Origin of the sequence: Mycolicibacterium phocaicum, from assembly GCF_010731115.1 — a bacterium.
GTDB classification, from domain to species: Bacteria; Actinomycetota; Actinomycetes; order Mycobacteriales; family Mycobacteriaceae; genus Mycobacterium; species Mycobacterium phocaicum.
Genome location: NZ_AP022616.1, coordinates 1,618,950 through 1,638,310, shown reverse-complemented (window position 1 = coordinate 1,638,310; position 19,361 = coordinate 1,618,950). Strand labels below are relative to the sequence as shown.

The following is a 19,361-nucleotide window of genomic DNA, read 5'->3' as shown; positions in this document are numbered from 1 at the left end:
GGCTAGCCTTCTTCACAGTTGGAGGACATGTGGCACGCCTTCGGCGGTGTCGGCGCGACGTCGATCGACGGGTTGCGATCGAAGAAGCCGACCGGCTTGAGCCAGAAGCTGACGGTGTCCGCCGGCATGATCGGCCAGTCTTCCGGGCGGGTGATGTGGTGGATGCCGAAGACGTACCACAACACGACGTCGGTGTTCTCGATCGAGCGGTTGGCCTCGGTCCACATCGGCAGACCGGTGTCTTCCTTGCTCTGCGTGACGAATTCACCTGCGGGCCAGCGCTCGTCGGGAGAGTTGGGGGTGACCCACACGGTGTGCTCGATAGCGCGGCAGCGCGCCAGGACGGGGGAGTTCGGATCGAACATGGCCGGGAAGGCGCCGCCGGGCACCAGCTTGTAGGCCGGCGGGGTGCCGATGCCGTTGCGGACGTTGTCGTTGACGACCTTCCATGCCCGCTGGGTCTGGAAGTTCATGTCCTGCTTGCCCTCGGCCTCGGTGCGCAGCGGGGTGTTGCGCTGGCGCAGCGACAGTCCGTAGGGGTTGTCCGGTCCCATCGGTTCGATCTCGGTCTCGCTGGCGTACACGGTGTTCTCGGTGCCGTCGACGTCGAGGTCGAGCCGGGCGACGAGGAAGTGCTGGTGGTAGGGCGCGTAGGTACGGTGGTCGACCAGCGTGCCGTGCGGGTGGGCCTGACCCTCCGGGAAGTTGCTCACCACCATGATTCCCGTTGCGCGGACCTCACATTCGATGTTGCCGTCCTGGTAGAAGCGCCAGTAGGTGAGGTACTCGTAGTTGGCGACGGTGACGTGGAACGACACCGTGAGCCGGCGCATCCGCCGCACCTCGGCGCCGTGGTGGTGGTCGACGTGCTTCCACAGCACCGCGTTGTCTTCTTCGTGGATGCAGATGGCGTTCTTGATGGTGTACGGCTCGCCCTTGCTGTTGTGCAGCACGGCGTCCAGGTAGCGGATCTCGCCGAGACAGTCACAGCCCAGCTCCAGCGAGGTGGTCATGAAGCCGATGCCCCACTCGCCGATGTCGAAAGCCGTTCGGCGGTAATGGTCTTCGCAGTGGTCGCGGTAGGGAACCATCATCTCGGCGAACGACATCCGGTTGGCCACCGACCGCACGTTGCCGTTGTCGTTGTAGCTCACCGCGTGCAGCGTCATGCCCTCGCGGTAGTTGAACCCGACGCGCAGCGACCAGTTCTGCCACTTCAGCAGGTTGCCCTCGAGCGTGAAGGAAACCCCGTCGGGCTGCGTGATGTTCAGCGGCTGCAGCGGCTCCCGGGTGCCGACATTGCGAATGCGCTCGGGAATGTGCTGTGGCACATATTCGCCCATCATGTCCGGCCGGTCGACCGTGAAGGTGTCCTCGATCTCCAGCAGCTCCATGGTGTTCATGTCGATGACACAGTGGAAGCCGTTGACCGGACCGGCGTAGGGGTTGGCGCCGTCGGCGGCCCGTACCCAGGTGTCGGTCCAGCCCAGGCGGCGGTCCTTGTACTTCTCGGGCATCACGACGTCGCCGTAGGTCCAGGTGTCCATGAACACCAGGTCCATGTCGGTGAACCCGCGTTTGGCCAGGGCCGCAATGACGTCCGGGTGCTTGCGCAGCACCTCGTCGGCCTCTTCCCACTCATCGACGGTGAAGTTGGGCTGCACGCCCGGGATGTGGTCCCACGACAGCACCGCCCTGGCCGTCAGCGACACGACGCTCTTGTACGTGCGGTTGTTCGACGTGTCGAGCAGCGTCGCCAGTGCCCGCCGGTCCGGCACCGTGCCGGTCGCGTCGAACGCGGCGACCTCGGCCTTGGGCGGTTCGATCATCTCGATGGAGGTGTATCGCCAACCCTCACCGACACCGTGCGCGGCCGCGAGAATCTCGGCGACCTTGGCGAATTCGGGTGCGGTCAGCGGGTCGAGGGGGTGGAAGGTGTCGGACATCGAGGAGGCTCCTGTCGGCAGGTGGATTCGGGTCGCGAGGCGAGAACTCGCGGGGGAGAAAAGCGACGGTCGGATCAGTCGTGGGCACTCATGACGTGCTTGATCCGGGTGTAGTCCTCGACGCCATAGATCGACAGGTCCTTGCCGTAGCCGGAGTACTTGAATCCGCCGTGGGGCATCTCGGCAACCAGCGGGATGTGGCAGTTCACCCACACCGCGCCGAAATCGAGTGCACGGCTGAACTTCTCGGCGGTCGCGTGGTCTTTCGTCCAGACGCTCGAGGCCAGGGCGTACCGGACGCCGTTGGCGAGTTCGATGGCCTGGTCGTCGGAGCTGAACGGCTGCACCGTCAGGATGGGACCGAACGTCTCGTCCTGCACGATGGCGTCATCCTGGCGGACGCCGGTGATGACGGTCGGCTCGAAGTAGAAGCCTTTGTCGCCCAGTTGTTTTCCGCCGGTGACGATGGTGGCGTGCTCCGGTAGCGCGGAGATCTTCTGGCTGACCGTGGTGAAGTGGTTGACGTTGTTGAGCGGCCCGTAGAACGCGTCGGCGTCGTCGGGGAGGCCGGGCCGCAAGGTCTGTGCCGCCTCGACGAGGGCGTCGACGAACTGGTCGTGGATCGACTCGTGCACGATGACGCGCGTGGCCGCGGTGCAGTCCTGGCCGGCGTTGAAGAACGCGGCCTGCGCGATACCGGTTGCGGCCTTGGTGATGTCGACGTCGCCGAACACCACGGCGGGCGCCTTGCCGCCGAGTTCGAGGTGGCTGCGCTTGAGCTGCTGGGCGGCTGCCGAGGCCACGGCGACACCGGCACGGACAGAACCCGTGATGGACACCAGGCCGAGCGCCGGGTGGTCGACCAGCTCGGCGCCGGTGGCGCCGGTGCCGAGAACGACGTTGAACACGCCGTTGGGCAGGATGCCCTGGCTGATCCGGGCCAGCACCAGCGTGCTCTCGGGGGTGGTGTCGCTGGGCTTGAGGACGACGGTGTTGCCGGTGGCCAGGGCCGGGCAGATCTTCCAGATCGCCATCATGAACGGGTAGTTCCACGGGGTCACCTGGCCGACGACGCCGATCGGCTCGCGCCGCACATAGGAGGTGAAGCCCTCCATGTACTCACCGGCGGACAAGCCTTCGACCATGCGGGCGGCCCCGGCGAAGAAGCGGACCTGATCGGCGCTCACAGCGACTTCCTCGGCCGCGATCATGGCCTTGAGCTGGCCGGTGTTGCGGCACTGCGCCTCGACGATCTCGTCGCTGTGGGCCTCGATCGCGTCAGCGAGCTTGAGGAGCGCCTGTTGCCGCACGCTGGGCGTGGTCTTGCCCCAGGTGAGGAACGCGCGCTCGGCGGCGGCCACCGCGGCATCGACATCGGTGCGGTTGGACACGGGGGACTGTCCGACCACGGAGCCGTCCACCGGGCTGATCAGGTCGATGACCTCCGACGACGACGAATCGACGAATTTTCCGTCGATGTAGTTCTGAAGAAGTCCGTCGGGCATCTCGTACCGTCGCTCTCTTGCTGGGAAGGCCGTCACGTCTCTGGCGGCCTTAGTGTGCGCCAGCACACACTCTTCAGCATCGGACAATTACGGGATTTTCGGTGGAGTTTTTCGACATTCTGTACATTCATGCCGGTGACGGTTCCGGTGCGATGGGTGCTGGACCAAGCTGATCTGCGAATCCGGCTGCGCGGCGGTGCCGCCGGCGTCGGCGGCGAGATCAGTTTGGTCCTGACAACCGAGTTGGCTGACCCGGCCAAATGGCTGTCCGGTGGTGAGCTGGTGCTGACCACGGGCATCAGTCTGCCGCCGGCTGCTGCGGACCGGCGGCAGTATCTCCGGCGCCTTCACGAAAGCGGCGTCGCCGGAGTCGGATTCGGTACCGGGCTCACCTTCGACGACGTGCCCGAAGAACTGGTGACAGCCGCCGAGGAGCTGGGGCTGCCGCTGTTGGAGATTCCGTTGCGGACGCCGTTCGCGGCCGTCGTGCAGCGGGTCAGTTCACGCATCGCGGCGCTGCAGTACGACGCGGTGCTGCGGGCGTCCCGGGCGCAGCCACGGATCACCCGGGCTGTCGTCAGCGGTGGCCCGCAGGAGGTTGCCGCCGAACTGGGGCGGGCGCTGCGGGCCAGTGTGGTGGTGCTGGATCCGTCCGGCACGGTGATCGCGTCGCATCCGCGCAATCTCAACGTCACCACCGTCAACCTGGTGCGCGATGCCATCGAGCCCGGGGCCGCGTCGGCCGTCGCGGTGCTGGCCGAGGGCGTCACCGTCGCGCAGCAGTCCATCCGCGTCGGTGGCCGTTCGCACGGGGTGCTCGCCGTGGTCAGTGAAACGGCATTGAGCCCGGTCGATCAGGTGCTGTTGGGCCACGCAAACTCGTTGCTCGCCTTGGATTTCGAGAAACCCGTGCGCTTGAAGGAGGCGCAGCAGCGGCTCAACGAACAGGCGTTCGGCCTCATTCTCACCGGTGAAGCCAACCTGGAGCCGGCCTGGGCGCAGCTGGCTCAGGCGGCCGATCACCGGGGCCGGATCAGGGTGCTTGTCGTCCAGGCGGATTCGGATACGAACGCTGAAGCCGACACCGCGAATCTGCTGAAGAAGGTGACCGCCGCGATCCTCGATGAGCTGGACCAGGCCGGCCAGCCGGCGTTCGTGCACGGCGCCGACAAATGGCTGGCGGTGCTGTTACCCGGAGCGGAGGCCGAGGAGATCGCCGCCGCGTTGGTGAACCGGATTGATGCATCGTTGCGCCGAACCATCCGTCTGGGCCTCAGCGGAATTCAGCCGCTGGCCAAATTGGGAGAGGCCGTCGACAACGCCCGGCTGGCGGCCTCCGTCGCGGAATGCGGCCGGCCGCCGATCGAGTTCTCCGCGCTGGCCGGCAGCGCACTGCTGGCGTTCGGGGAGAGTCGGGACGTGCTGGTTGCGCTCGGGGCGGCCGTCCTGACTCCGGTCCTCGACCACGACGCGGAGTTCGGCACGGGATTGCTCACGTCGCTGCGGGCTTTCCTGGAAGCCAACGGGCACTGGGAATCTGCGGCCGCGGCCGTCGGCGTGCACCGCCACACGATGCGCAAGCGCATCGAGACCGCCGAGGCGCTGCTCGGTTGCGATCTGGCCATCGCCCGGGTCCGCGCCGAGTTGCTGCTGGCGATCCTGGCGCGGACACCGGGCGACTGATCAGCCCACCGGTGCGGGGGAGTGCTGTGCGGGTGACGCCGCCGTCCGGCGCGTGGGCCGCAGCGGCCACCAGAACCATCGGCCCAGGAGCGCCGCGATCGACGGCGTCATCAACGACCGGACGATCAAGGTGTCGAACAACAACCCGAGGCCGATGGTCGTCCCGGCCTGACCGATGGAGCTCAGATCGCTGGCCGCCATCGACATCATGGTGAAGGCGAACACCAAACCGGCGGTGGTGACGACACTGCCGGTCTCGCCCATCGAGCGGATGATGCCGGTTTTCAGCCCCGCGCCGATTTCCTCCTGGAACCGGGAGACCAGCAGCAGGTTGTAGTCGGAGCCGACCGCCAGCAGGATGATCAGGCCGAAAACCGGCGCGATCCAGTTCAATTCGAGACCCAGGAGGTTCTGCCACACCAGAACCGAGAGTCCGAACGCCGCGCCGAGTGACAGCAGCACGGTGCCGACGATCACCAGCGACGCGACGAGAGCCCGCGTGATCAGCAGCATGACGACGAAGATCAAGGTCAGCGCGGCAGTGCCGACGATCAGCAGGTCGTATTGCGAGCCCGACTGGATGTCCCGATAGATCGCGGCGGTGCCGGCAAGGTAGAACTTGGCGCCGGTGAGAGACGATCCCTTCACCGATTGATGCGCGGTCTCGAGCGTCGGCAGCACCGCGGCGATGCCGTCCGGCGTGGCCGGGTCTTCGGCGTGCGTGATGATCAAGCGCGCCGCCTTACCGTCGGGGGACAGGAACAGCTCCAGGCCGCGCTGAAAGTCCGCATTGGTGAAGGCTTCTGGCGGCAGGTAGAAGAAGTCCCCGCTGCGGGACGCGTCGAACGCCTGGCCCATGGCTCCGGCGGTGTCGGTCATGGCGGACATCTGGGTGATCAGCCCGGAGAAGCTGCTGTGCAAGGTGAGCAACGTGCCGCGCATCGACTCCACCGTCGCGATCATGGCCGGGAACTGTGCCTTCATCTGCGGCAGCAGCGCCACGGTGCGGTCCATGTCGGTGCCCAGCGTGGTCATGTCCGAACTGAACGTGTCGACGTTGTCGATCGCGTCGAAGACGGATCTGGTTGCGGCGCAGACCGGAATGTCGGTGCAGTGCTGCTCCCAGTAGAAGTAGTTGCGCAGCGGCCGGGCGAAATCGTCGAAGTCGGCCAGATGGTCCCGTAGTTCGTTCAGGGTCGTGTGCATCTGGTGGACATCGCCGGCCAGGTGCTGCGTCGATCCGCTCATCTGGTCGACGAGGGTCTGCAACCGCTTCATCGGTCCGATCAGGCCGCCGAGATCGTCACTCATCTTCAGGATGTCGCCCATCCGGTCCTTCATGATCTGAAGGTTCTGCTGGATCGGAATCGATTGGGCACTGATCTGGAACGGGATCGACGTGTGTTCGGTCGGGCCGCCGAACGGCCGAGTGATGCTCTGCACCATCGCAATTCCCGGCAACTTGAAGATGTCCTTGGCCAGCTTGTCCAGGATGATCATGTCGCCGCTGTTGCGCATGTCGTGGTCGGCCTCGACCATCAGGATGTCGGGATTCATCGTGGCGGCGCTGAAATGGCGCCCAGCAGCGTCGTATCCGGCGTTCGACGGCAGTTCGCGAGGGATGTAGAAGCGGTCGTCGAAGCTCAGTTTCATGCTGGGCATGAACATGATCCCGACGAGGGCGACCAGCAGGGACGCCACGAAGATCGGCGCCGGCCACCGGACCGTGGCCGTGCCGATGCGCCGCCAGCCCTTGGTCTTGGTAGTCCGTTTCGGTTCGAGCAGGCCCCGGCGGGTGGCGACCGCAACCACGGCCGGCGCGGCGGTCAGCGCGCCGGCGACGACCACGACGAGCCCCAGTGCTGATGGAATACCCAGCGCCTTGAAGTACAACAGCCGCGCCAGGTGCAGGCACAGCGTCGCGCCGGCGATGGTCAGTCCCGAACCCAGGATGATGTGGGCGGTGCCGCGAAACATGGTGTAGTAGGCCGTTTCCGGGTCCTGACCGGCCTGGCGGGCCTCGTGGTAGCGGCCCACGAGAAAGATTGCATAGTCGGTGCCCGCGGCGATCGCGAGCGACGACAGCATGGCGACCACGAACGTCGAGAAGCTCAGCAGGCCATGGTCTCCGAGCAGTGCGATCAGGCCTCTGGCGGTGCCCATCTCGAACCCGACCATGACCAGCACCAGCACCACGGTGGCGGCGGAGCGATAGGCCACGGCCAGCATGATGATGATGACGACGCCCGTCACGCCCATCATCGTGAGCATGCTCTTGTCGGCGGCCTCGTTCATGTCGGTGGTCAGCGGCGCGGGCCCGGTGACATACACCTTCAGGCCCGGGGGAGGCGGCTGCCGCTCGACGATCTCCCGAACCCGATCGACCGATTCATTGCCCAGCGTGCTGCCCTGGTCGCCGGCGAGATTCAGCTGCACGTAGGCCGCCTTGCCGTCACGGCTCTGCACGCCCGCCGAGGTCAGTGGGTCGCCCCAGACGTCCTGGACGTGTTGCACGTGCGCGGGATCCGATCGCAGCGCCCGCACCAGGCCGTCGTAATAGCGGTGCGCCTCGGAGCCGAGTTTCTCCGCGCCCTCGAGAACGATCATCGCGATGCTGTCGGAATCCGACTCGTGGTACGTCGCACCGATCTTCTTGGCGGCGATCAACGCCGGGGCATCCTGCGGCGACATCGTCACCGCGTGCTCACGCGCCACCGATTCGATCTGCGGCACAAGCACATTCAATGCGACGGTCAGCAGCAGCCAGCCGATGATGATCGGCCAGGCGAATCGCCGGATGAACCGCATGTACGCCGGGCGGGTTTCGCCCGCGCCGATGTTGCCGCTCATGCGTTCTTGACCAGACACGACGTTTGGGCATCACGTCCGGTCGAGGAGTGCTCCTGGCGGGCCGCACCGTCCACGGTGATGCGACACCCGAGCCGGTCGCCGTCGCCCTGCGCCACCACGCTGGCGATGGTTGCCGATGCGGTTGTGCTGATCTCGACGGTCCACGGCAGGCTGCGGAAACTTGTCTGCACCGGCTGGGCGTTCTGGTCGAGGTAGTTGACGCTGCCCGCGGTGCCGCTGGGGCCGAAGACCTCGTAGACGACGCGCTTGACGTGCGTGGGCTCGAGTGGCTCGGCACTGCTGCCGGTTGCGGTGAAGATGGGTTCGGAGCCGAATGCGCCCCGCAGTTGCGTGACCGCCGCCGCGCCCAGCGCGACGGCCACCACGGTGACCGCCGGCACCCAGATTCTGGCCAGGACTGTCGGCATCGTTTGTCTCCCTTCACAGATGTGCGGGTTGTCGCTCGGACGGCACGGATCCACCGCGGTGCGGTCTGCGTATATACCCCGACGGGTATTCCGTCTCGGGGTCAACGTACCATACCCCCTAGGGTATTCGCGCGGGTGTCAACTGGCGCGGGACATCATTGACCTATACCCCATGGGGTATGTATAAATGAGGCAAGCGACTTGCTGTTCCGGAAAGGCTCGAACATGTGTCAACCCAAGCGTTGTTCGGTGTGTGGCAAGACCACCTGGTCGGGTTGCGGCATGCATGTAGACGCCGTCAAGGCGGCGGTACCGGCTGGTGAGTGGTGCGACGGTCATCCCAAGGCCGATCGACCAACCCGGCTCAAGTTCTGGAAGTAGGCCGGCCCACTCCGCTGATACCCTCTGGGGTATGGCGGTTCGGCCCGCCAACCAACGAAAGGTAGGTGCGACATGGTCGGTGATGAGGAGGCCATGGCCGCTGTCCTGGCCCGGCTGCGCCGGGCGCAGGGTCAGCTGGCCGGCGTCATCTCGATGATCGAGCAGGGCCGGGAGTGCAAGGACGTCGTCACACAGCTCGCGGCGGTATCCAAGGCGCTCGATCGCGCCGGGTTCAAGATCGTCGCCACCGGGCTGCGTGAGTGCCTCAGCGGGAACGTCGAAGAGGGTCGTGCCCCGATGACCGAGGCTGAGCTGGAGAAGCTGTTCCTGTCGCTGGCCTGACCCGGCACCCGGGTCAACGTCGTTTGATGATCGTCAGCGACTGGTCGATCTTTTTGAACTTGGTAAAAGTCTCTGCAGGGACACCGAACACGACGCTCAGCACGTCGGGCGGCAGCTTGCTGATGGACGCGCCGATGCTGATGTCGTCTTCGCCCTCCTGTGTGCTGGCGTTGAACACGATCAGCAGGCTCAGATTCTCGGTGCCCTTGTTCTCGAAGTAGTGCAGTGAGCCCTGTGGCGCGAACACCACGTCGCCGACGTTGGCCTCGAACTGCTCGGCGTGCCCCAACGGATCGAGCAGGGTCCAGGTCGCCACACCGCCGGTGATGACGTTGATCTCCCAGGCGCTGGGGTGCCAGTGCGGTTCGCGGATGCCGCCCGGCTCCAGGGTGACCATCACCACGCTGGCTTCCTGTCCGGTCAGTATCGGCCAATTGCCTTCGTAGGCCTGGCGCAGCGTGCCGCCGTCGAACTGGGTGGGCGTCAGGGCGCCGAGGTGGAACATGTGCGGCTGCGCTGTGTTCAGTTCGGCAGGGATGCGGGGGTCGCCGAAGCGGGCGGCGTTGTCGGTCATGGTGGCGTCCTGAGTTTCGTTGCGGGACAAGGGGGATGAGAAGGCGCGGTCGGCGCCGGCGCCGGCAAGCGCCGCCACCCCGACCGCGCCGGCGCCGCCGAGCATCGTCCGTCGATTGATCATCATGCGGACAGATTCGTCGGCGACCGGTCCGTTGTCGTCAGCGCTGGCATCCAACTGCGTCTTCCGGCTAGCTGCAATACGGAACGGGTGCCTGCCGTAGCGACTTTCGCCGGTCCGAGGCCGACGATGAATGCAGTCCGGAAATGGACGAGCCCTTCGACAGAAAGCGCCGATCATGAAGAACCCGATCAAGTTCATCGCCCCCGCAATGGCCGCAGCCGGCGTCGCCGGCGCCCTGCTGCTGGCGCCGATCGCCAGTGCCGACACCGACCCGCTGATCCCCAACGGCACCGATCCGCATTCGTCGTACGTGCTGGGTGAGCACATCTCCAACCACGACGAAGCCAATCAGAGTGCGGGCGCCCTCGACACCTCGTTCTGATCCGGCCGGGCCGGCCTGGCTCCGTCCGCCACCCACTTGGGTGGCGGACGGAGCCTTTTCTGGTCGGGTGTCAGAACCGCCGGACGAAATCGAGCGCGCTGTCGGCGACCTCTTTCCAGCCGCCGTCGACGACCAGCGAGTGGCCGCGACCGGCGATTTCGACGATCTCTGTGGTGTTCGGGTTCTTCTTGTACTGCTTGTAGGAGGCGTTGGCGATTGCCGGGGGAACAGTGTTGTCCTTCTCGCCGGAGATGATCAGCAGCGGCCCGCGGTCGGGGTTCTTGGTGTCGACCTTGGCCTCGGTGCGCGGATTGAAGTTGGCCAGCGCGGCCTGGAACAGCGGCACACCAGGGCCGGCGACGGAGTACTTCTCATACAGGCTGTTCGACTCTTCTTCCGAGACCGCGTTACCGAACCCGAACCGGAACTGCTTGGGCGTCAAGGCGATTGCCCGTCCACGGTTGCGCGGGTTCTTGAGGACGGGAAAAGCCGCGCGCAGTGCCGAGAGCGGCAGCGGCAGCACCCCGCGGAACGGCGCCGGATCGATCGCGACCGCCACTTTGGCCAGGCCGAGGCCGGCGAGTTTCTGGGTGATCAATCCGCCGAACGAGTGGCCGATGATGATGGGCTTGCGATCGAGGCCGCGGATGACGTCGGCGTAGTGCTCGGTGACCTGGCCGACGCTCTTGCGTGCGAAAACCGACGGGTCGCGGCGGGCCTCGGCGGTGGTCGACGGGTCGTCCGGCCACCCCGGCGCCAGCGTGACGAAGCCCTGCTCCTCGAAATAGGTGCGCCAGTCGTTCCAGCTGTTCGGCAGCAACCACAGGCCGTGCACGAACACGACGGGTTGTGCGGTGGAAGCGTTCGCGCGGTCGATTTCGGCCTGCTCGCGGGCGGTGATGGTGGACATTGCGGTCTCCTCAAGTAGAAAGAACGGTCGTTCTGCCTGAAGTAACCGATGGCTGCGCCGATCTGTTCCCGCAACCAGAAAGAACGTTCTGCCCCGCGGGGTACCGTGGCCAGATGACCACTGCCGCGGCGTCCGGACCTCGCGATCGCCTGCTCCGCGTCGCCGCCGAGCTGTTCTATCGCGAAGGAATCCACGCCGTCGGCGTCGACCGGATACTCGCCGAAGCGGGCGTCACGCGCGCCACGATGTACCGCCACTTCAAGGGCAAGGAAGGCCTCGTCGAGGCGTACCTCGGGCTCGAGGACGAGACCATCCGCGGCTACTTCCGCGACGCCGCTGCCGCCGCCGGACCCGACGACGACATGCTGGAGCTGGTGATCGACGGCATCGCCGAGGACATCGCGAGGTACCACACCCGCGGTTGTCCGTTCATCAACGCCGCCGCCGAGTACCCCGCGCCGGACAGCCCGGTACGGCAACTCATCGCCGGGCACCGCAGCTGGTTTCGCGATGCACTGCAGGCAGCGGCCGAAGGGCGCGACAACCCCGAGGAGGTCGCGGCATCGCTCGTCCTGCTGCGCGACGCCGCACTGGTCGGCGGATATCTCGACGGCATCGACTCGACCAAGACCGCCTTCGTCCGGGCCGCCCGGCAGGCCGCCGGTATCTCTCGGTGATGCCCGGCCTGTTGCCCACCTAATACCCATTCCCAACCCGTAAGCTCGATTATGTGCAGCGACGGATCATGGGAATCGAGACCGAGTTTGGCGTGACCTGCACTTTTCATGGTCACCGCCGGCTCAGCCCTGACGAGGTGGCGCGGTATCTGTTCCGGCGAGTGGTGTCGTGGGGCCGCAGTTCCAACGTCTTCTTGCGAAACGGTGCACGTCTGTACCTCGACGTGGGCAGCCACCCCGAGTACGCGACCGCCGAATGCGACAACCTCGCGCAGCTGGTCACGCACGACCGCGCCGGTGAGCGCGTGCTCGAAGACCTGCTGGTCGACGCCGAGCAGCGGCTCGCCGACGAAGGCATCGGCGGCGACATCTACCTGTTCAAGAACAACACCGACTCGGCGGGCAACTCCTACGGCTGCCACGAGAACTACCTCATCGTGCGGGCCGGCGAGTTTTCCCGGATCTCCGACGTCCTGCTGCCGTTCCTGGTCACCCGCCAGCTGATCTGCGGTGCCGGCAAGGTGCTGCAGACCCCGAAAGCCGCGACGTTCTGCCTGAGCCAGCGCGCCGAGCACATCTGGGAGGGCGTCTCCAGCGCCACGACCCGGTCGCGGCCCATCATCAACACCCGCGACGAGCCGCACGCCGACGCGGAGAAGTACCGCCGGCTGCACGTCATCGTCGGCGACTCCAACATGTGCGAATCGACCACCATGCTCAAGGTCGGCAGCGCCTCGCTGGTGCTCGAGATGATCGAGGCGGGCGTCCCGTTCCGGGATTTCTCCCTGGACAACCCGATTCGCGCCATCCGCGAGGTCAGTCACGACCTGACCGGGCGCCGCGCGGTGCGGCTGGCCGGCGGACGGCAGGCCTCGGCGCTGGACATCCAGCGTGAATACCACTCGCGTGCCGTGGATTACCTGCAGACCCGCGAGCCCAACGTGCAGCTCGAGCAGGTCGTCGACCTGTGGGGCCGCCAGCTCGACGCCGTCGAGAGCCAGGACTTCGCCAAGGTGGACACCGAGATCGACTGGGTGATCAAGCGGAAGTTGTTCCAGCGCTACCAGGATCGCTACAGCATGGACCTGTCCGACCCCAAGATCGCGCAACTGGACCTGGCGTACCACGACATCAAGCGCGGACGCGGCGTGTTCGATCTGTTGCAGCGCAAGGGCTTGGCCGCCCGGATCACCACCGACGAGGAGATCGACGCGGCGGTCAACACCCCGCCGCAGACCACGCGGGCCAAGTTGCGCGGTGAATTCATCACCGCCGCACAGGAAGCCGGGCGCGACTTCACCGTCGACTGGGTGCACCTCAAGCTCAACGACCAGGCGCAGCGCACGGTGCTCTGCAAGGACCCGTTCCGGTCGGTCGACGAGCGGGTCAACCGGCTGATCGCCAGCATGTGAGCGGTGCCGCCGCGTTGGTAGGCGCGGCGGTCAGCTCGCAGCGCACAGCAACCACTTAGTCTGTTGGGCGTGGCGACGTCCAAGGTTGAGCGGTTGATGAACCTCGTCATTGCGCTCCTGTCCACCCGCAGCTACCTGTCCGCGGAGCAGATCCGGGCCAACGTCACCGGCTACCAGGACCCGCCGACCGACGAGGCGTTCTCCCGGATGTTCGAGCGCGACAAGAACGAGCTGCGCGACCTCGGCATCCCGCTGGAGACCGGGCGCGCCTCGATGATGGACGTCAACGACGGGTACCGCATCAACCGCACCGCCTATGAGCTGCCGCCGGTCGAGCTGACGGGCGACGAACGGGCCGTCGTCGCGATCGCAACCCAGCTGTGGGAATCGCAGGAGATGGTCACCGCGACGCAGAGCGCGCTGCTCAAGTTGCGGGCGGCCGGCGTGGACGTCGACGCGCCCGACGCGGGCGTCGCCATCACCACCGGCACCACGCAGGGGCTGCGCGGTTCCGAAGAGGCCCTCGGAATCCTGTTGTCCGCCATCGACTCCGGCCGCGCCGTGCAGTTCGCGCATCGCCCCAACCGGAGCTCGCCCTACGTCGACCGCACCCTGGAGCCCTGGGGTGTGGTCACCTACCGCGGCCGGTGGTACGTCGTCGGTCACGACCGGGACCGCAACGACGCGCGCACCTTCCGGGTGTCGCGCATCGCCGGTGAGGTGCGCGCGGTGGGGCCCGACCACGCCGTCACCCGGCCAGACGGTGTCAACCTGCGGGACATCGTGCACCGCGCGGTGGCCGAGTGGCCGGCCGGCGAGCAGGCGCGGATCTGGGTGGCCGAGGGGCGGGCGACGGCGCTGCGCCGGCAGGCCGTCAGCACCTCACCCAGTGCGCGCGGGGGACGCGACGGCGACGAGATCGTCGTCGACATCGGCATGGTCGACCGGCTGGCCCGGGAGATCGCCGGCTACGGTGCCGACGCCGTGGCTCTGGAGCCGAAATCTCTGCGGGACAACGTGATCGGTCGGTTGCGGGCGCAGGCGGGGGAGAGTGTCCAATCGTGAGTATCCAGCGAGTGGCGCAGGCGGATCGCGCATGAGCAACGTGTCCACCCGCCTCGTGCGGCTGTTGAACATGGTCCCGTACTTCCAGGCCAATCCACGGGTCAGTCACACGAAGGCCGCCGCTGACCTCGGCGTGACGCGGAAGCAGCTGGAAGCCGACCTCTGGCAGCTCTTCGTCTGCGGACTGCCCGGCGGAGGTCCCGGAGAACTGATCGACCTCGACTTCGAGGGCGACACCATCGAGGTGATCTTCTCTGCGGGCATGGACCGCGCGCTGCGGCTCACCTCGCCGGAGGCCACCGGCGTGCTGATGGCGCTACGCGCGCTGGTCGACGTGCCCGGCGTCGTCGACCCCGACGTGGCGCGCAGCGTGATCGCCAAGATCGAGGCCGCCGCCGGGACCGCCGGCGCGACCGCGGCGGCGGCACCGGCCCCGGATGTCACCGGCGATGTCGAGAACAAGGCGACCGCGACGGTGCGGGCCGCGGTGCGCGACAAGCGGGCGTTGTCCCTCGAGTACTACTCCGCTTCGCACGACACCGTCTCGCAGCGCGTCGTCGACCCGATCCGGGTGGCTCTGATCGGTGACCACAGCTACCTCGAGGCATGGTGCCGCACCGCCGAGGGCGTGCGGCTGTTCCGCTTCGACCGCGTCGTCGACGCCACCGCCCTGGACGAACCGGCCGCGCCGCCGGCACCCGCGGTGCAGGCCGGACCGGACACGTCGCTGTTCTCGGCGGAGACCGCGGACCCGACGCTCCCGGTGGCGACGCTGCTGATCGACGCGTCGGCGGCGTGGATGTTCGACTACTACCCGCTGGCAGTGCAGCGCGAAATTCCCGACGGCAGCTGGGAAGCCACCATGAGTTACGCGTCGAACGAGTGGATGGCCCGTTTCGTCCTCGGTTTCGGTTCGGCGGTCCGGGTCCTCGATCCGCCGGCGCTCGCCGACCGGGTGCGCGAGTCCGCGGTAGCGGCGCTGGCGGCGTATGAACCCGGCCTTGGCGAGTAGACTCGGCCTCAACTTCTGGAGGTGACCCAAATTGGGCGGTTTGCAACCGTGGCACTGGTTGATCGTCATCGCGGTGTTCGTGCTGCTCTTCGGCGCGAAGAAGCTGCCGGACGCCGCGCGTTCGCTCGGTAAGTCGATGCGCATCTTCAAGTCCGAGTTGAAGGAAATGCAGTCGGACGGCTCGTCGGAGCAGCAACCTGCGCCGCGCCCGATCACTGCCGAGCGCGTCGAGAACCCGGCGCCTGCACCGCAGGCAGCGCCGGACGCCGCGGACAAGCACCCGGCCTGACCTTTGCCGTGATCCCGCCGCGGGCCCAGCGCTCGCGGCGGTCGGCCTATTTCACACTCACGTGCCAGTAACTGGAATCTTCCGAAAGCTCGACCCGCGCCGCCGACGGTCGCGGGTCAACCCTGACGGCACCATGTCGCTCGTCGATCATCTCGAGGAGCTCCGGACACGGTTGCTGATCGCGGTCGTCGCGGTCCTGTTGACGACCGTCGTCGGCTTCCTCTGGTACGGGCACGGCTTCTTCGGATTCCCCAGCCTCGGTGACTGGCTGCGCGGTCCGTACTGCTCGCTGCCGGCGTCGTCGCGTGCGACGATCGCGCCCGACGGGGAGTGCCGGCTGTTGGCCACGGCACCGTTCGACCAGTTCATGCTGCGTCTGAAGGTCGGCATGGCGGCGGGCATCATCCTGGCCTGCCCGGTGTGGCTCTATCAGATCTGGGCGTTCATCACGCCGGGCCTGTACAAGAATGAAAGGCGTTTGGCGTCGCTGTTCGTCGGCGTCGGTGCGGTGCTGTTCGTGGGTGGCGCTGTGCTGGCGTACGTCGTGTTGTCGACGGCGCTGTCGTTCCTGTTGACCGTCGGTAGCGATGTGCAGATCACCGCGCTGTCCGGTGAGCAGTACTTCGGCTTCCTGATCAACCTGCTGATCGTGTTCGGCATCAGCTTCGAGTTCCCGCTGCTGATCATCATGCTGAACCTGGTCGGGGTGCTCACCTACGAGAAGCTCAAGGCCTGGCGTCGCGGGCTGATCTTCGGCCTGTTCGTGTTCGCGGCGTTCGTGACGCCCGGCTCGGACCCGTTCTCGATGCTGGCGCTGTCGCTCGCGCTGACGGTGCTGCTGGAGATGTCGATCCAGGTGGCACGGCTCCACGACCGGCGCAAGGCCCGGCGCGAAGCCGAGACCGTTCCCGACGACGAGGCCGCCCCGATCGGGCCGGTAGAACCCATCGATGCGCCATCTGCCGTGCCGACGCCGACCCGGCTGACCATCGATGACGACGCCACCTGACCCGCAGGAGGCGGCCCCGGTCGAGCCGGGGCCGCAACTGCGTGACTTCGCCGCCGGCCTGTCGTTCACCCTGGACCCGTTCCAGACCAACGCCTGCGTGGCGCTCGAGAACGGGCGCGGCGTTCTGGTCTGTGCCCCGACCGGCGCCGGCAAGACCGTCGTCGGCGAATTCGCGGTGCATCTGGCGCTGGCCGCCGGGCGGAAGTGCTTCTACACCACCCCGATCAAGGCACTGAGCAACCAGAAGCACAACGATCTGGTGGCCCGCTACGGCCCCGAACGCATCGGCCTGCTCACCGGTGACCAGGCGATCAACGGCGACGCCGACATCGTGGTCATGACCACCGAAGTGCTGCGCAACATGCTGTACGCCGATTCGCCTGCGCTGCACGGCCTGGCGTACGTCGTGATGGACGAGGTGCACTTCCTCGCCGACCGGATGCGCGGCGCGGTGTGGGAGGAAGTGATCCTGCACCTGCCCGACGAGGTCCGGCTGGTCAGCCTGTCGGCGACGGTGAGCAACGCCGAGGAGTTCGGCGGCTGGATCCAGACGGTCCGTGGTGACACGACCGTCGTCGTCGACGAACACCGCCCGGTGCCGCTGTGGCAGCACATGCTGGTGGGCAAGCGGCTCTTCGATCTCTTCGACCTGTCCAAGGGTGCGGCCCCCGGCAAGGGGAAGGCGCGCGTCGACCCGGAGTTGTTGCGGCACATCGCGCATCGCCGCGAGGCGGACCGGTTGATGGACTGGCAGCCCCGCGGGCGCGGCCGCGACGGCCATCGGGGCCGGCCCGCCATGTACCGCCCGCCGAGCCGGCCCGACGTCATCGGCACACTCGACCAGGCCGGGCTGCTGCCGGCCATCACATTCGTGTTCTCCCGCGCCGGGTGTGACGCCGCGGTCAAGCAGTGCCTGCGATCGGCGGTGCGGCTGACCAACAAGACCGAGCGCGACCGGATCGCCGAGATCGTCGACCGGCGCTGTGCCGATCTGGCCGAGTCCGATCTGGCGGTGCTGGACTATCACGAGTGGCGCGAAGGCCTGCTGCGCGGATTGGCCGCCCACCACGCCGGGCTGCTGCCGGTGTTCCGGCACACCGTCGAGGAGCTGTTCACCGCGGGCCTGGTCAAGGCCGTCTTCGCCACGGAGACACTGGCTTTGGGCATCAACATGCCGGCCCGTACCGTCGTGCTGGAACGGTTGGTCAAGTACAACGGCGAGCAGCACGCCCCGTTGACGCCGGGGGAGTACACCCAGCTGACCGGTCGCGCCGGCCGCCGCGGCATCGACGTCGAGGGCCACGCCGTAGTGCTGTGGCATGCCACCGACGAGATGGCCGATCCGGCCCAGGTCGCCGGCCTGGCGTCGACCCGAACCTTCCCGCTGCGCAGTTCCTTCGCGCCGTCGTACAACATGACGATCAACCTGGTGCAGCACATGACGCCGGCCGCGGCGCACCGGTTGCTCGAGCAGTCGTTCGCGCAGTACCAGGCGGACCGCTCGGTCACCGGGCTGGTGCGCGGTATCAAGCGCGGTGAGCGGATGCTCGCCGAGATTGCAGCCGAGCAGAGTGACGACTGGGAGTCCGTGCTCGAGTACGCCCGGCTGCGGGCGAGCATCACCGAACGTGAGCGGGCGCAGTCCCGGGCCGGTCGCCTGACGCGGCGCAAGGGCATCAACGACGCGCTGGCCGGGCTCAAGCGGGGCGACGTCATAGCCATCGGCCTGGGTCGGCGCAGCGGACTGGCCGTGGTGCTGGAGCCGGCGTTCGACGCCGACGACCCCCGCCCGCTGGTGCTGACCGAACATCGTTGGGCGGGAAGGATTTCCGCCGCCGACTACGCCGGGACGTCGCAGCGTCTGGGCAGCATGTCGCTGCCCAAGCGGGTGGAGCACCGGCAGCCGAAGGTGCGCCGTGATCTGGCATTGGCGCTGCTGCGGGCGGCCGACAGCCTCGATGTGCCGTCGGTGCGGCGCAGCCGCGGCGCCACGGAGGCGACACCGGACATCGATCCGGAGCTCGCCGGCCTGCGCGAGCAGATGCGCCGGCACCCCGCGCATCAACTGCCCGACCGCGAAGCCAGGGTGCGCGCCGCCGAGCGTTACCTGCGTATCGAACGCGACAACGACCAGACCCAGCAGAAAGTCGCCGCGGCCACCAACTCGCTGGCGCGCACCTTCGACCGCATCGTGTCGCTGCTCAGCGAGCGGGGCTTCATCGAAGGCGCCGAAGGCGAGCCTGCGGTCACCGACGACGGACGGCTCCTGGCCCGCATCTACAGCGAGAGCGACCTGCTGGTCGCCGAGTGCCTGCGCGGCGGCGTGTGGGACACCCTGAATCCGGCCGAGCTGGCCGCGGTCGTGTCCGCGGTGCTGTTCGAATCCCGCGGTGACGGCCCGACGGTGCCGCCGGGCTCCGAGCAGGTCACCGACGAGGTACGGCGGGCGCTGGCCAAGACTCGCAGGCTGTGGACCGACATCCGCGGCGACGAGCGCCGGCACCGGCTGCCGTTCAGCCGGGAACCCGACGCCGGTTTCGCCGCGGCGATGTACAGCTGGGCGACCTACGGTGATCTGACCGCGGCGCTGCTGATGTCCGACAACGGCAACGGAAACGCGCTGCCCGCAGGTGATTTCGTGCGGTGGTGTCGCCAGGTGCTGGACCTGCTGGACCAGGTGCGGCTCGCCGCGCCGTCGCCGCAGCTGCGGGCCACGGCCAAGCGGGCCATCGGCGCCGTGCGTCGCGGTGTCGTCGCCATCGACAGCATGTGA

General features: G+C 67.3%; 16 protein-coding genes. 10 read left to right on the top strand and 6 right to left on the bottom strand.

Going from position 1 to position 19,361, the window contains the following annotated elements:
• Positions 1-2: 2 nt before the first annotated feature.
• Positions 3-1,946 carry a primary-amine oxidase gene (locus G6N46_RS07935; RefSeq protein WP_138248725.1) on the bottom strand — a complete coding sequence of 648 codons (1,944 nt, stop codon included), beginning with the start codon at positions 1,944-1,946 and terminating at the stop codon, positions 3-5.
• Between the two features lie 74 nt (positions 1,947-2,020).
• On the bottom strand, positions 2,021-3,451 hold the full coding sequence (locus tag G6N46_RS07930; protein WP_138248726.1) for a gamma-aminobutyraldehyde dehydrogenase: 1,431 nt from the start codon (positions 3,449-3,451) through the stop codon (positions 2,021-2,023).
• A gap of 147 nt (positions 3,452-3,598) precedes the next feature.
• On the opposite strand from G6N46_RS07930, the gene G6N46_RS07925 reads away from it, so the two are divergent.
• Entirely contained in the window at positions 3,599-5,134 is a 1,536-nt protein-coding gene (locus G6N46_RS07925) for a PucR family transcriptional regulator (protein WP_163693121.1), read from the top strand.
• On the opposite strand, the gene G6N46_RS07920 is transcribed toward G6N46_RS07925, so the two are convergent.
• Both G6N46_RS07920 and G6N46_RS07915 read right to left on the bottom strand, forming a co-directional pair.
• Positions 5,135-7,984, bottom strand: a complete 2,850-nt coding sequence (locus G6N46_RS07920) for an MMPL/RND family transporter (RefSeq protein ID WP_138248728.1) — start codon at positions 7,982-7,984, stop codon at positions 5,135-5,137.
• Positions 7,981-8,412: an MmpS family transport accessory protein gene (locus tag G6N46_RS07915; RefSeq protein WP_138248729.1), complete on the bottom strand. Its 432-nt coding sequence runs from the start codon at positions 8,410-8,412 to the stop codon at positions 7,981-7,983. The genes G6N46_RS07920 and G6N46_RS07915 overlap by 4 nt, the downstream gene beginning before the upstream one ends.
• Before the next feature lie 453 nt (positions 8,413-8,865).
• On the opposite strand from G6N46_RS07915, the gene G6N46_RS07910 reads away from it, so the two are divergent.
• Positions 8,866-9,135 carry a metal-sensitive transcriptional regulator gene (locus G6N46_RS07910; RefSeq protein ID WP_061001596.1) on the top strand — a complete coding sequence of 90 codons (270 nt, stop codon included), beginning with the start codon at positions 8,866-8,868 and terminating at the stop codon, positions 9,133-9,135.
• A 13-nt stretch (positions 9,136-9,148) separates the two neighbouring features.
• On the opposite strand, the gene G6N46_RS07905 is transcribed toward G6N46_RS07910, so the two are convergent.
• Positions 9,149-9,835 (bottom strand): cupin domain-containing protein, encoded by a 687-nt coding sequence (locus G6N46_RS07905; RefSeq protein WP_138248730.1) that lies wholly within the window; start codon positions 9,833-9,835, stop codon positions 9,149-9,151.
• Between the two features lie 172 nt (positions 9,836-10,007).
• On the opposite strand from G6N46_RS07905, the gene G6N46_RS07900 reads away from it, so the two are divergent.
• Positions 10,008-10,214: a hypothetical protein gene (locus tag G6N46_RS07900; protein WP_138248731.1), complete on the top strand. Its 207-nt coding sequence runs from the start codon at positions 10,008-10,010 to the stop codon at positions 10,212-10,214.
• Between the two features lie 70 nt (positions 10,215-10,284).
• Here G6N46_RS07900 and G6N46_RS07895 read toward each other — a convergent pair whose 3' ends face one another.
• A complete protein-coding gene (locus G6N46_RS07895) occupies positions 10,285-11,124 on the bottom strand; it encodes an alpha/beta hydrolase (protein WP_138248732.1) in 840 nt (279 codons plus the stop codon).
• A 113-nt stretch (positions 11,125-11,237) separates the two neighbouring features.
• Between G6N46_RS07895 and G6N46_RS07890 the strand changes: the two genes are divergently transcribed.
• The 7 genes from G6N46_RS07890 (at position 11,238) to G6N46_RS07860 (ending at position 19,361) form a co-directional block, all read left to right on the top strand.
• On the top strand, positions 11,238-11,801 hold the full coding sequence (locus tag G6N46_RS07890) for a TetR/AcrR family transcriptional regulator (RefSeq protein WP_138248733.1): 564 nt from the start codon (positions 11,238-11,240) through the stop codon (positions 11,799-11,801).
• A 53-nt stretch (positions 11,802-11,854) separates the two neighbouring features.
• Positions 11,855-13,213 carry a Pup--protein ligase gene (pafA, locus tag G6N46_RS07885; RefSeq protein ID WP_138248734.1) on the top strand — a complete coding sequence of 453 codons (1,359 nt, stop codon included), beginning with the start codon at positions 11,855-11,857 and terminating at the stop codon, positions 13,211-13,213.
• 69 nt (positions 13,214-13,282) lie between these two features.
• A complete protein-coding gene (locus G6N46_RS07880) occupies positions 13,283-14,278 on the top strand; it encodes a helix-turn-helix transcriptional regulator (RefSeq protein WP_138248735.1) in 996 nt (331 codons plus the stop codon).
• 31 nt (positions 14,279-14,309) lie between these two features.
• Positions 14,310-15,290: a helix-turn-helix transcriptional regulator gene (locus G6N46_RS07875; RefSeq protein ID WP_138248736.1), complete on the top strand. Its 981-nt coding sequence runs from the start codon at positions 14,310-14,312 to the stop codon at positions 15,288-15,290.
• A gap of 31 nt (positions 15,291-15,321) precedes the next feature.
• Positions 15,322-15,579, top strand: coding sequence for a Sec-independent protein translocase subunit TatA (tatA, locus tag G6N46_RS07870; protein ID WP_138248737.1), 258 nt, complete (start codon positions 15,322-15,324; stop codon positions 15,577-15,579).
• 61 nt (positions 15,580-15,640) lie between these two features.
• Entirely contained in the window at positions 15,641-16,588 is a 948-nt protein-coding gene (gene tatC, locus G6N46_RS07865) for a twin-arginine translocase subunit TatC (protein ID WP_138248738.1), read from the top strand.
• On the top strand, positions 16,572-19,361 hold the full coding sequence (locus G6N46_RS07860) for a DEAD/DEAH box helicase (protein WP_138248739.1): 2,790 nt from the start codon (positions 16,572-16,574) through the stop codon (positions 19,359-19,361). Before tatC ends, G6N46_RS07860 begins: the two co-directional genes overlap by 17 nt.